This is a genomic window from Pacificispira spongiicola, assembly GCF_012926505.1.
Classification (GTDB): Bacteria; Pseudomonadota; Alphaproteobacteria; order UBA8366; family Aestuariispiraceae; genus Pacificispira; species Pacificispira spongiicola.
Map to the genome: position 1 here is coordinate 480014 of NZ_JABBNT010000005.1, position 13752 is coordinate 493765.

General features: G+C 60.8%; 10 protein-coding genes. 5 read left to right on the top strand and 5 right to left on the bottom strand.

The window, feature by feature from the left end:
- Positions 1-8: 8 nt before the first annotated feature.
- From HH303_RS18120 to HH303_RS18130, 3 genes are all read right to left on the bottom strand, one after another.
- Positions 9-488, bottom strand: coding sequence for an MlaD family protein (locus tag HH303_RS18120; RefSeq protein WP_169626772.1), 480 nt, complete (start codon positions 486-488; stop codon positions 9-11).
- Positions 489-521: 33 nt separating this feature from the next.
- A complete protein-coding gene (locus HH303_RS18125; protein ID WP_169626773.1) occupies positions 522-884 on the bottom strand; it encodes an NADH:ubiquinone oxidoreductase subunit NDUFA12 in 363 nt (120 codons plus the stop codon).
- Between the two features lie 120 nt (positions 885-1004).
- Complete coding sequence (locus HH303_RS18130) at positions 1005-3446, bottom strand: FAD-dependent oxidoreductase (RefSeq protein ID WP_169626774.1); 2442 nt, start codon at positions 3444-3446, stop codon at positions 1005-1007.
- 350 nt (positions 3447-3796) lie between these two features.
- Between HH303_RS18130 and HH303_RS18135 the strand changes: the two genes are divergently transcribed.
- Together HH303_RS18135 and HH303_RS18140 are read left to right on the top strand one after the other, a co-directional pair.
- Positions 3797-7462 carry a vitamin B12-dependent ribonucleotide reductase gene (locus HH303_RS18135; protein ID WP_169626775.1) on the top strand — a complete coding sequence of 1222 codons (3666 nt, stop codon included), beginning with the start codon at positions 3797-3799 and terminating at the stop codon, positions 7460-7462.
- 172 nt (positions 7463-7634) lie between these two features.
- Complete coding sequence (locus HH303_RS18140) at positions 7635-8243, top strand: HAD family hydrolase (protein ID WP_169626776.1); 609 nt, start codon at positions 7635-7637, stop codon at positions 8241-8243.
- 3 nt (positions 8244-8246) lie between these two features.
- Here the strand turns inward: HH303_RS18140 and HH303_RS18145 are convergent, their stop codons facing one another.
- Positions 8247-8720, bottom strand: coding sequence for an Lrp/AsnC family transcriptional regulator (locus tag HH303_RS18145; protein WP_169626777.1), 474 nt, complete (start codon positions 8718-8720; stop codon positions 8247-8249).
- A gap of 191 nt (positions 8721-8911) precedes the next feature.
- On the opposite strand from HH303_RS18145, the gene ald reads away from it, so the two are divergent.
- Entirely contained in the window at positions 8912-10039 is a 1128-nt protein-coding gene (gene ald, locus HH303_RS18150; protein ID WP_169626778.1) for an alanine dehydrogenase, read from the top strand.
- A 106-nt stretch (positions 10040-10145) separates the two neighbouring features.
- On the opposite strand, the gene HH303_RS18155 is transcribed toward ald, so the two are convergent.
- A complete protein-coding gene (locus HH303_RS18155; RefSeq protein ID WP_227421904.1) occupies positions 10146-10802 on the bottom strand; it encodes a TetR/AcrR family transcriptional regulator in 657 nt (218 codons plus the stop codon).
- 216 nt (positions 10803-11018) lie between these two features.
- Between HH303_RS18155 and HH303_RS18160 the strand changes: the two genes are divergently transcribed.
- Both HH303_RS18160 and HH303_RS18165 read left to right on the top strand, forming a co-directional pair.
- Complete coding sequence (locus tag HH303_RS18160) at positions 11019-12161, top strand: HlyD family secretion protein (protein ID WP_169626779.1); 1143 nt, start codon at positions 11019-11021, stop codon at positions 12159-12161.
- Positions 12158-13732: a DHA2 family efflux MFS transporter permease subunit gene (locus tag HH303_RS18165; protein ID WP_169626780.1), complete on the top strand. Its 1575-nt coding sequence runs from the start codon at positions 12158-12160 to the stop codon at positions 13730-13732. Before HH303_RS18160 ends, HH303_RS18165 begins: the two co-directional genes overlap by 4 nt.
- The last annotated feature ends 20 nt before the right edge of the window (positions 13733-13752 follow it).

The window sequence follows — 13752 nt, forward strand, 5'->3', positions numbered from 1 at the left end:
AGGACCCTTTATTGTTCCGGCGTAATGCCGCGCCGGGCTTCGGCCATTTGAATGATCTTCTCGAACAATTCCACGAAATCGACGGATCCGCGGACATAATCGAAGAAACTATCCGGCGCCAAAGTCTCCAAATCCCCACCCGGCGATACGCGGATATATTTGCCGCCCGCCAAACCGTTGCTGAAGATCGACGCCTCGCTATCGATCGGGATTTTTTGATCTTCAGCGATCGTCATTTCGACGATGGCTTGATTCGTGTCTTTCTTGAGCGTCAGGCTGCGTACCGATCCAATCGGAATCCCGGCCAACAGAACCGGGCTGCCCGGCGTCAGGCCGGTGGCCGATTCGAACAGCGCGAACAGGCGATAGCCGTTGCTGTCATGCTTTTCCGGATTGTGGCGATAGCCCCAGGCGAAAAAAACCGCGAGGGCGACGACCGTCGCCGCCCCGATTAGAATCTGTCGTGTTTCCTTCGACGCTGGTCGCATGAAATCCCCGATAGGATATACGCCGTGTGACCGTTATTCCGGCGTCCAGGCCTGATAGTCGCCCGTTGCCGCCGCACGATGACCGCCCGCCAGCGTATGTCCCGGCGGACGATACGCTTCGGCACTGCCCGTCGTATTCGCCAAATGGTCCCGTTCCCAGGCATATTTTTGGCGATTTCCGGGCGCGGGAAACGCATCCATCGTGTAATGCAGCCAGGCATGATGTTCCGGCGGCACCCGCGACGCTTCGTCCTGACCGCCCTTGTAGATGACCCAGCGCCGACGGCGTTGCCCCGGCGTGGCCTTCCGATCCTGGTAATAAACATTGCCCAGCGCGTCTTCGCCGACACGCTCGCCGCGCAACCAGGTAATCACCCGGGTAATCGCATTCGCCATGGATAAATCCCGTCAAGACATACGGTTGATCAGATCGCGGCGACTATGACAAAGCCGCCCCGGTTCGTCCAGCCTGGGGATGCGGCGGAGAGACGAAAACAACGAGAACAACGCTTGACCTCAAAGACGCGCCTTTTCGCTAGCTCGGTCATACAGGCTGTCATGAACCACCGTGGCGGCACGCATCTCATTGTGTATCAACACGTGAAGCTTCGTGCCTTCGACCGCCGCCTCGGGCGATACGAGGGCCATCGCGATGTCATGTCCGAAGTGATAGGAGTAACCGCCCGACGTGACGCGGCCGACCAACGTACCGTCCCGATAGACACCCTCGTCCGCCACCACTGAGGTATCGGCAGCCGGAAGCGTCAGCGTGACTAGCACGCGCCGCAACCCTGCCTTCTTTTGCGCCACGAGCGCCGAACGCCCGGTGAATTCGCCCTTATCAAGCCTCACGAAGCGGTCCAGGCCCGCCTCGAGGGGCGTGATATCCTGGGCCAGTTCGGTGTGGATCGCCCGGTACGATTTCTCCAGGCGCATGGAGTCCAGGGCTTTCAGCCCCACCGGCACCAGCCCGTGCGCCGCACCCGCTTTGAGCAGGGTGTCGACCAAGTGTCGATTATACGCAACCGGATGGTGCAGTTCCCATCCGAGTTCCCCGGTGTAACTGACGCGGAGCAAGTGAACGTCGCGCGCATAGCCGACCTCGCCCCTCTGCGCAGAAAGCCAGGGAAAGGCCTCATTCGACAAATCATTGTCCGTCAGCGGTTGAAGAATGTCGCGCGATTTTGGGCCGGCGATGGCGATAACGCCCAATTGATCGGATATGTTTTCGAGCGTCACGCTGCCATCCTTGGGCAGGATGCGCGACAGGCGATCGAAATTGTAAACTTCTCCGCTCGGCGTACTGACAAGGTAGAAGTCGTTATCGGCATATCGGACGATGGTATATTCCGCGTCTATCCCGCCATTGCCGTTGCAGGCAACGCTCAGCCCGATGCGACCGACCGACGGCAGTTTGTTCGCCATAATACCGTCGAGCCAATCCGCCGCGCCGGGTCCGCGCACCCGGAACTTGGTCATCGGCGACATCTCGATCAGGCCCGCCGCGTTCCGCGTGGTTCGGACTTCGGCCTCGACATACTTCATATGCTCGGTTTTACGATAACTGAATTCCGGCACGGCCAATTCCGGCGAGGGTGCGTACCAGCTGGGTAATTCGTAACCGTTGAGTACCGTCCAAACCGCCCCTCTCGCCGTCAACAGATCGTACGATCCAACCGTCTTTTGAGGGCGCGCACCGGGATAGACTTCGCCAGGGACGCGCGCATGCATATGGTTCCCCCAAGTCTCCCGAACCTTGTCGGCCGTCCACCGCTTTGTCACGTAATTGCCGAAACGCCGGGGGTCGAGGGCCGACATGTCGATGCCGGGATCACCGTTCAGAATCCAACGGCTCAAGCGTTCCCCCATGGTGCCGCCCCAAAGGATGCCGCCAGGAACGCCCTCCGCAAGCCAGAGCCCGTCGCGGCCCGGCGCCGGGCCGCACAAGGGCAATTCGTCCGGCGTCATCTGGAACGGCCCACGGGTATTCGCCTTGATGCCGACCTCTCCCAGCGCGGGCACGCGCTCAATGGCGCGCTCCCACTGCCCTTCGACGGCGTCGAAATCCTCCGGCAGCAGATCGGCGCCGAAATCCTTGGGAACCCCGTCGACGGCAAACAGTTTCAAGTCCTTCTCGAACTCGTAGGGGCCGAATTGAAACGCGCCGACATCCTCGCGCAGATAGGCGCCGTAGTCCTCGTCCCGCAGGATCGGAAATTCCGGCAAGCCCGCGGCCTTTCGCTCCTTGAGGTCGGGGATGACCTCGGTGGTCCAATATTGATGAACGATCGGAATGCAGGGCAGGTCGAGCCCGACACGTTTCGCATTCTCCCGGGCATAGTTCCCGGTCGCAAACACAAGGTGTTCGCAGGTGATCTCCCCCTCGGAGGTGATGACCTTCCAACCTCCGTCGGACAGTTGTTCATAGGCCCGCGCTTCGGTGTTCTGATAGATTTTCGCGCCCTTGTCCCGCGCGAGCCGGGCCAGTCCCTGCGTTATGTCGGCCGGATTGATGTAACCGTCTTCAGGGTGAAAGATACCGCCGAAAATCGTGTCGCTCGGCGAGAGATACGGGTGCTTTTCCTGCACCTCTTCCGGCGTCAGCAAGACCGCAGGCACCCCAGCCGCTTCGGCGATCCCGATATAGCTCTGGAATTCGTCCCAGCGTTTCTGAGTGTTGGCCACGCGAAGCTGTCCAACCTGTCGCAACCCGCAGGATGAACCCAGCCGCTTTTCGACCTCACCATAGATTCGGATCGTCTCCATCGTCATCTGGCTGATGACGTTGGACCGGACAAACGTCACGAGGAGTCCGGCTGCGTGCCATGTCGATCCCGCCGTAAGCTGGCTGCGTTCGATCAATATCGCGTCACTGCATCCATGTTCGGTCAGACCAAACAAGATCGATGCCCCTACGCACCCCCCGCCTACGACGACGACCTTGGCATGTGATTGCATGTAACCAGCACCTTGCAGATTTTAAAGTGAACTATCGGAACGACGACGGCCTAACTCCCGCATCCAAAACCGCCTTCAACCATCAACCTACGGCAACGTTTCGATGCTTTCCACGGCAAAGCCCGGGAATCAAGGGGAAGCACCGAGTCTCTCAAAAATCAAGATATCGAAATATGTAAAATGCGAGACACTAGTTCTTGTGTCTGACTATGGATGGTGTACTCTGGTGTTAGTTTCACAAGATGTTGCGCGCCGAACGGCGAAAAGTCTGATTCCGAGCCTATAATCGGGTGGGAACGGTGCGCGCGATCTGGCGATCACGTGAGAAATCCAAGGGGGTCATCGGTAGTATGCGGATCGAACGGCGTTTCACGAAAAAGAACGAGTCGCCCTATGCGGCCATTGAGTTCCGCAAGACGGATTCGGAAATCCGCAATCCGGACGGAACCGTCGTCTTTCAGCTGAAAGACATCGAAATCCCCTCGCAATACAGCCAGGTCGCGGGCGACGTCATCGCCCAGAAATATTTCCGCAAGGCGGGCGTCCCGGCGGCAACCAAGCCGGTGAAGGAAAAGGACGTTCCGGAATTTCTGTGGCGTCAGATCCCCGACGAGGCGGCGCTGGAGAAACTGCCCAAGGAAGAACGCTTCGGCAGCGAAACCAAGGCGGTGCAGGTTTTCGACCGATTGGCCGGAACTTGGGCCTATTGGGGCTGGAAGGGCGGCTATTTCGACAGCACCGACGATGCCCAGGCCTATTTCGATGAAATGCGCTACATGCTGGCCAAGCAGATGGCCGCGCCGAACAGCCCGCAATGGTTCAATACCGGCCTGCATTGGGCCTATGGTATCGACGGTCCGGGCCAGGGCCATCACTATGTCGACTACAAGACCGGCAAGCTGACCAAATCCAAATCCGCTTATGAACATCCGCAGCCGCATGCCTGCTTCATCCAGTCCGTCGACGACGATCTCGTCAACGAAAACGGCATCATGGACCTTTGGGTGCGGGAGGCCCGCCTGTTCAAATACGGCAGCGGCACGGGCACCAATTTCTCCCGTATCCGGGGCGAGAAAGAGCCGCTGTCCGGCGGCGGGCGGTCCTCCGGCCTGATGAGCTTCCTGAAAATCGGCGACAAGGCGGCGGGCGCGATCAAGTCCGGCGGGACGACGCGCCGCGCGGCGAAGATGGTCGTGGTCGATATCGATCACCCCGATATCGAAACCTTCATCGATTGGAAGGTGTTGGAGGAACAGAAGGTCGCGGCGCTGGTCACCGGGTCCAAGCTGCACGCCAAACATCTGAACGCCATTATGCAGGCCTGCCACGAGGCGAGTGCCGATCTTGGCGACGATGCATATAGCCCGCTGAAAAACAGTGCGTTGAAAGCGGAAATACGCGCCGCGCGCCGTGTGCGCATTCCGGAAAACTATGTCCAGCGCGTGATCCAGTTCGCGCGGCAGGGCTATACCGAAATCGAATTCCCGACCTATGACACGGATTGGGACTCGGATGCGTACAACACCGTTTCCGGCCAGAACGCCAACAACACGGTGCGCGTGACCGACGACTTCCTGCGCGCCGTTGAAACCGGCAAGGATTGGCATCTTCGCAATCGTTTGGACGGTTCAGTCGCTCAGACCGTGAACGCCGCCGATCTGTGGGAAAAGGTCGGCGTCGCCGCCTGGGCCAGCGCCGATCCGGGCATCCAGTACGATACGACGATCAACGACTGGCACACCTGCCCGGCATCCGGTCGCATCAACGCGTCCAATCCATGCTCCGAATACATGTTCCTGGACGACACGGCGTGCAATCTGGCCTCGCTGAACCTGATGCAGTTCCGCAGCAAGGACCGGAAGTTCGACATAGACGGGTTCAGCCACGCTGTCCGACTGTGGACCGTGACGCTGGAAATCGCCGTTCTGATGGCGCAGTTCCCGTCCAAGGCCATTGCCGAACTGTCCTACAAATACCGGACCCTGGGTCTGGGCTACGCCAATATCGGCGGTCTGCTGATGGCCAACGGCCTGTCCTATGACAGCGACGAGGGCCGCGCGCTTTGCGGTGCGATCACAGCGCTGATGACCGGGGTCGCCTATGAAACCTCCGCTGAGATGGCGGCGGAACTGGGCCCGTTCCCGGGCTATGCCCAGAACGCCGACGCCATGTTGCGCGTCATGCGCAATCACCGCATCGCCGCCCATGGCTGGGCCGACGGCTACCAGGACCTTGCCGTCACGCCGGTGCCGCTGGACGTGCCGAACTGCCCGGACTCGCGGATCGCCGTCGCGGCGGGCGAGGCCTGGGACCGCGCCGTGAAGGCCGGGGAAGCACATGGCTACCGCAACGCGCAGGCGACCGTCATCGCGCCGACCGGCACGATCGGGCTGGTCATGGACTGCGACACGACCGGGATCGAGCCGGACTTCGCCCTGGTGAAGTTCAAGAAGCTCGCCGGCGGGGGGTATTTCAAGATCATCAACCGCACGGTGCCGGAGGCGTTGCGCGTCCTCGGCTACGGTGAGCGGGAGATTATCGAGATCGAACGCTACGCCGTCGGTCACGGGTCCCTGTCCGGCGCGCCGGGCATCAACCACGAGACGCTGACGGAAAAAGGCTTCGGTCCCGAAGAGATCGCCAAGCTGGAAACCGCCGTCGCCAATGCCTTCGACATCAAATTCGCCTTCAACAAATGGACCCTGGGCGAAACCTTCTGCACCGGGGTTCTGGGGATCGACGCTGCGTCCCTGGACGATATGAGCTTCGACATGTTGGCCCATCTGGGCTTCAGCAAGGCGGAGATCGAGGCCGCGAACATCTATTGTTCCGGTGCGATGACGCTGGAAGGCGCGCCGCATTTGAAGGACGACCATCTGTCGGTCTTCGACTGCGCCAATCCCTGCGGCAAGCTGGGCAAGCGCTACCTGTCGACGGACAGCCATATCCGCATGATGGCCGCGGCCCAGCCGTTCATCAGTGGGGCGATTTCCAAAACCATCAACATGCCGAATTCGGCGACGGTGGAGGATTGCAAGGCCGCCTATATGCTCAGTTGGAAGCTGGGCCTGAAGGCGAACGCGCTGTATCGCGACGGGTCGAAACTGTCCCAGCCGCTGGCCGCAGCCGTCCTGGGCGACGACGACGTGATCGACGATCTTGCGGAAGGCACGGCGGCCCAGGCCGTCCCGGTCATCGCCGAACGGATCGTCGAACGCATCATCGAAAAGCGCGCGGGCCGCAAGAAACTGCCGCATCGCCGCAAGGGCTATACCCAGAAGGCCATCGTCGGCGGGCATAAGGTCTATCTGCGCACCGGCGAGTACGAAGACGGCAGCCTCGGCGAACTGTTCATCGATATGCACAAGGAAGGCGCCGCTTTCCGCTCGCTGATGAACAACTTCGCCATCGCGGTGTCCATCGGCCTGCAATATGGCGTACCGCTGGAAGAATATGTGGAGGCCTATACCTTCACCCGGTTCGAACCGTCCGGCATGGTCGAAGGAAACGAGGCCATCAAGATGGCGACCTCGATCCTCGACTATATCTTCCGCGAGGTGGCGATCAGCTATCTCGCGCGCGACGACCTTGCCCATGTGCAGCCGGAAGACATGCTGCCCGACACGATGGGCCGCGGCGAGACCCAGGGCGACCTGCCGGAACCGGCAGCCCAGGCAATCGAGGCGATCCAACGCATCACCAGCCGGGGCTTCGTGCGGAAATCCGATTTGGCGGCCTTCACCAGCGTGATGAGCCAACCGATGGCATCGACGCCCCACACCGGAACGGGCAGCGTCATGGAACAGATTGTGGAGACCGGTGTGGCGGCAGCCGCCGCCGTGGCGGTCGACGAGGTGGTGCGTGAGCAAGTGGACGACCGGCTGGGCCGGATCCGCGAAGCGCGCGCCAAGGGATATGAGGGCGATCCCTGCGGTGATTGCGGGAACATGACCCTCGTGCGGAACGGCACCTGCCTGAAATGCGTCACTTGTGGCGCGACCAGCGGGTGTTCGTAGGGCCCGGCCCTTCCCTTAAGTTTCGTCGGGCCCCGGCGCGGTTCCCTTCCGCGCCAACGGTGCTCCCTGTGACTCGCCCCCGGCAGTACCCGCCGGGGGCGTTTTTCCGACCGGGCAACGTGACCAAAGAATCCGCCATAAATTTGTCACGGAAGCGGGTTAAACGACCGTCATGACGATAGATACCTTCCTGTTCGATATCGGCGAAGTCCTCGTGGACTGGAACCCCGACCACCTGCTGCGCAAGCTGCTGCCCGACGACGGCGCGATCCGTGCCTTCCGACAGGAAGCGGTGACCCAGCAACGCATCCTGAATATGGATCGCGGGCAAAGCTGGGACGAACAATGGGCGGAAATAGAAGCCCATGCGCCGCATCATCTCGACACGGCGCGGGAATACGGGATGCGATGGGTCGAAACCATCGCCGGCCCGGTTCAGGGCAGTGTCGACATCCTGACCGACCTACAGGCGCGCGGCTTCCCGACCTATGCCCTGTCCAATTACGGTGCGGAGAATTTTGAGCGTACGGTTGCGGTCTATCCCTATCTGGACACGTTCGACGGGCGGGTCGTGTCCGGGTATGAAGGGGTGATCAAACCGGAGCCGGAAATCTATCAGCTGGTCATCGACCGTTTCAAAATCGATCCGGCAAGAACGCTGTTCATTGACGACCGTCCGGAAAACACCAAGGCGGCGGAGGCCTTCGGCTTCCAAACCCACATCTTCACGACACCCGAACGACTGGCCGACCACATCGCGGCGCTCAATCTGGATCGCTGACCGCTAAGCGGATTTCGGGCGCGGTACCGGCGGCGGTTTCCGCACGACGCGGCGCAGGGCCATATTGCTTTGCAGCCGCGCGACATGCGGCAGCCGCGACAGATGCATTTTGTGGATACGCTCGAAATCGCGCATATCCCGCACGACGAGACGCAGCAGATAGTCCGCCTCCCCCGCCATCAGATGGCATTCGACCAGTTCCGGGATATCCACGACCGCCGTCTCAAAGGCGCTCAGCGCGGCTTCGCTTTGCGCGTTCAACGTGATCTGCACGATAACGCTGCCGTCATATCCCAACCGGTCTTCGTCCAGTAGGGCCGTATACCCCTCTATCAATCCGGACTCCTCCAACCGCGCCAATCGGCGCTGACCGGTGGAGGCTGACATCGACACTTGCTCCGCCAGTTCGGCCAGGGTCGCTCTGGCGTTTCGCTGCAACGCTTCCAAAAGGGCGATATCGGTATCATCAAGTTTCATTTCGGTGGATTTTCCCATTTTTTATGATCTTTTGCTATTTATCACCAAAAACACCGATCCGCGAGGTCTTATACGCAAGTACATTTCCAGCGTTTTTCGGTAGACTGATCCGTATTCGGGAACGGCCCGCACGACCGGGGACCCGGCAAAAAACGGCGAAGGCCGCACAACAATATTCAGGGATTGAACACATGCTCATCGGTGTACCGAAAGAGATCAAGAACCACGAATACCGCGTCGGGCTCGTCCCCTTCGCCGTCCGCGAACTGACGCATAACGGCCATAGGGTGGTTGTGGAGACCAATGCCGGGGCTGGCATCGGGATCAGCGACGACGACTATCGCGCGGCGGGCGCGGAAATTCTGGGCGACGCGAAATCCATTTTCGACAAGGCGGATATGATCGTGAAGGTCAAGGAACCGCAGCCGCAGGAATGCGCCATGTTGCGCGACGGCCAGGTCCTGTTCACCTATCTGCATCTCGCCCCCGACCTGAAACAGACCGAAGGTCTGATCAAGTCCGGCGCCATCGCCATCGCCTACGAAACGGTGACCAGCCCGCGCGGCGGCCTGCCGCTGCTGGCCCCGATGAGCGAGGTCGCGGGCCGCATGGCCCCGCAGGCCGGCGCCCATTGCCTGGAAAAGGCCCAAGGCGGCCGCGGTGTCCTGCTGGGCGGCGTTCCCGGCGTCCCGCCGGGCAAGGTTCTGGTGATCGGCGGCGGCGTGTCCGGCATGAACGCGGCGCGGATCGCCCTGGGCATGGGGGCGGAAGTCACCATCCTGGAACGCAACCTGGACCGGATCGCGCAACTGGACGACATGTTCCGCGGCACCGGCCTGCGGACGCTGTATTCCACGGTCGACGCCATCGAACGCGCGATCCAGGAGGCGGATCTGGTCATCGGCGCGGTCCTGGTACCGGGCGCCGCCGCCCCGAAACTGATCAACCGCGAGATGCTGAAGACCATGCCGGACGGATCGGTCGTCGTCGACATCGCCATCGATCAGGGAGGCTGTCTGGAAACGTCGCGTCCGACGACCCATGCCGACCCCACCTTCGTGGAAGAAGGCGTCGTGCATTACTGCGTCGCGAATATGCCGGGCGCGGTGGCGCGGACCTCCACCTTCGCGCTGAACAATGCCACTCTGCCCTTCACGCTGGCCTTGGCGAACAAGGGTTACCGCGTCGCACTGGCACAGGACCCGCATCTGCGGCAGGGCCTGAACGTCGCGGCGGGCAAGGTCACCTATAAGGCCGTGTCGGAGGCCCATGGCCTGGATTTCACGGCCACCGAGGAAGTGCTGGGCATTCCCTACTGATTGTTTCAACGCATACCGGCGTCGATATCCCAACCATGTCGGCGCTTGAACCCGCCTTCCTTCGGGGAGGCGGGTTTTGCTTTTCTAGGAATGCACAGGGACCGCGCTACGCCGTCTTGCCATAGGCCCGCATGAAAATACGGACCGCACTCTCGACGGTACGGCGGATTTCTTCGGGCGTCGGCACATCGCGAATGCCGAACAAGGCCTGCTTCGCCAAATTGCCCTGACAGAGGTTCAGGAAATGCGCCGCAGCCAGTTCCAGATCGTCGTCGATCTGCAATTGCCCTGCCTCTACCTGCTGACGAAGACAGTCCGCCAATCGGCTGATGCCGTAACTGGGACCGGTACGGAAGAATTCCTGGCCGACCTCAGGGAATTTTTCTGACGCCCCCATCACCATGCGAATCAGCGCGATGTGGTCGCGGCTCAACATCGAACTGGTAAAGCGGATTCCCAGTTCCGTCAGCGCCTCGACAAAATCGGCCGCCTCCGCCGGTTCGATCCGGAAAATCCGTTCCGCCGCATCCTTCCGATCGGCAATCACCAATTCCCGGAACAAGGCCTCCTTGCTGTCGAAATAGACGTAGAGCGTTCCTTTTGAGACCTTCGCGGCGGCCGCGATCTTGCCCATGCTCGCACCGTCGAAGCCTTCTGCCCGGAAAACCGCGCGGGCCCCTTCCAGGATGTCCTTCCGCTTCTGCGATTCCGTTTCGTCGAACGTCGCGTCGATTGGGTTGGTCATCTGTGCGGCACTGCTCATAGTCTTACATCCGATAAAGGGTGGTCCCATTCAGGAAACCAGATGGTATGCCGACTCGCCCCACGCGACAAAACCGTTGAGCGGGCGGACACCGATCCGGTCAAAAATTTCTTCGCCGCAAAATAAAGCCTCGGCAATCATTGACCGAACGGTTCGGTCAGATATATAAATGCCATTGACCGAACGGTTCGGTCAATACTTTTCAAGGACAGCACCATGAGCAGCGCCCCATCCACCGTTCAGAATATCCAGCCCGTCGACGGGGACGATGCACAGAGCCCTCGCAAGAGACGCGGTTTCAAGCCGAAGCGTTTGATCCCCTTGGTCATCCTAATGGCCGCGATCGGCACCGGCGGCTACTTCGGCTATAATTGGTGGACGAATGGCCGCTTCGTAGAAAGCACGGACGATGCCTATGTCGCCGCCGATATGACGCTGATGTCGGCGAAGGTTTCCGGCTATGTCCAATCCGTTTCCGTTCAGGAAAACCAGTATATCCAGGCCGGTGCGGAAATCGCGCGTATCGATGACGCGGATTATCGGTTGGCCGTTCAGGCGGCGCAGGACCGGATCGTTTCGCAAAAGGCCGCCATTGATCGTATCGCCGTCCAAGTGGAAGCCGCGAAAACCGATATCGAAGAAGCGGAAGCGAATCTTGCGTCCAGCCAGGCGGAACTGAACCGAGCCACCCGCGCCTTTGAACGGCAAAGCAAACTGTCCAAGGGCGACTATGTCACAGCGCAGGCCGTCGATGACGCTCGCGCCGACCGCGACAAGGCCCGCGCCGCCGTCAGCGCCAATATCGCCGCCGTCAATTCGGCAAAAGCCGACGTTCAGGTTCTGGACGCGCAACGCGCCGAAGCGGAAAGCGAAATGGAATCCCTGCTGACCGCCCTATCCCAGGCGGAACGCGACCTTTCCTTCACCGTCGTGCGCGCGCCGGTATCCGGCCTTGTCGGCAACAAGTCGGTCGAAGTCGGGCAACTGGTCCAGCAAGGCAGCCGCCTGATGGCCATCGTTCCCATCCAGGACGTCTATATCGAAGCCAATTTCAAGGAAACGCAGCTGGCGCATCTGGAACCCGGCCAGAAGGTGACCATCGCCGTCGATGCCTATCCGGAAAACGATTGGACCGGAATAGTCGAAAGCCTGTCACCGGCGTCGGGCGCCTTGTTCAGCCTGCTGCCGCCCGAAAATGCCACGGGCAACTTCACCAAGATCGTGCAGCGTCTGCCGGTCCGCATATCCGTGGAAGCCCCGCATGCGGGGCGTGCCGTTCTGCGGCCGGGCATGTCGGTGGTGGTCAGCATCGATACCCGTCAACAACCGGCCCTCGCGCAAACGGACACCTGGAAATGAGCGGCGGCGGCGTTCAGGCCGTCCCCCAGGCCGTCTCCGAGGTAACGCCCCGGAAGGTCATTGCCTTCCTGTGCATGGTTTTCGGCATGTTCATGGCGATCCTGGACATCCAGATCGTGTCCGCGTCCCTGACCGAAATCCAGGCGGGTCTGTCGGCCAGCGCGGACGAAATCTCCTGGGTGCAGACCAGCTACCTGATCGCGGAAGTCATCATGATCCCGCTGTCAGGCTACCTGTCGCGCGCCTTTTCCACGCGCTGGCTATTCGCGGTATCCTGCGGCGGTTTCACCTTCATGAGCTTCCTGTGCGCGACCGCAACGTCGATTGACGAAATGATCATCTATCGCGCGCTGCAGGGCTTTATCGGCGGCGGCATGATCCCGACCGTCTTTGCCGCCGCCTTTTCGGTCTTTCCGCGCGAGAAACAGCCGGTGATCTCCCCTCTGATCGGGTTGGTCGCCACCCTGGCCCCGACAATCGGGCCGACCATCGGCGGCTACCTGACGGAACTGTTTTCCTGGCACTGGCTGTTCCTGATCAACATCGTCCCCGGCATTCTGGTGACGATATCCACTTTGATCCTGGTCGATTTCGACGAACCGGACCTGTCCCTTCTGGATCGGTTCGATTGGTTGGGGCTGCTGTCCATGGCAGCCTTTCTTGGCAGTTTGGAATTCGTGCTGGAAGAAGGTCCGGCGAACGACTGGTTCGACGATCACGAAATCGTCCTGTTCGCCGCCGTCGGCGCCATTTCCGGAGTCGTCTTCTTTTTGCGGGCCTTCATGGCAAGGGAGCCGATTGTCGATCTGCGATCCTTCGCAAACCGCAATTTCGCCACCGGCGCGACCTTCAGCTTCGCCATGGGGATTGGGCTGTACGGGCTGACATATCTGTATCCGCTTTATCTGGCCAGGGTGCGCGACTATTCGGCGTTGATGATTGGCGAGACCATGTTCGTCACGGGCATCTGCATGTTCCTGACGGCACCGGTGGCCGGGCGCCTGATGCGTATCCTCGACCCGCGAGTCATGGTGGCGTTGGGATTCCTGGGCTTCGGGCTCGGCACCTGGGAAGCGTCCAAAATCACGGTCGAATGGGATTTCTGGGAGTTGTTCTGGCCGCAGGTTCTACGCGGCGTATCGCTGATGATCTGCATGGTGCCGATCACCAACCTGTCGCTGGGAACTCTGCCCGTCGCCACGCTGAAAAACGCGTCCGGCCTGTTCAACGTCACGCGGAATCTGGGCGGCGCCGTCGGTCTTGCGATCATCAATACGATCCTGTCCGACCGGGAAGACCTGCATATCGCGCGCATCCGCGAAACGCTGACCTGGGGCCGCGACGTCGCCGACAAGGCTCTGGAAACGATGACGTCGGGCTTCAGCCCGCTCGGCCCCTTGGCCGATACCGCCGCGCTGAGTTCCCTCTATGGCATGGTGCGGCAGCAGGCCTCCGTCATGGCCTTTGCCGATGTCTTTTTCGTGCTGACGGTTTTGTTCGTGCTGCTCGTCATAGCGACGCCGATGATGCAGAAACCCGCCGCCCCCGGTGGTGGCGGCGGTGGTCACTGACGGTCTTCTTCTCTTGGACG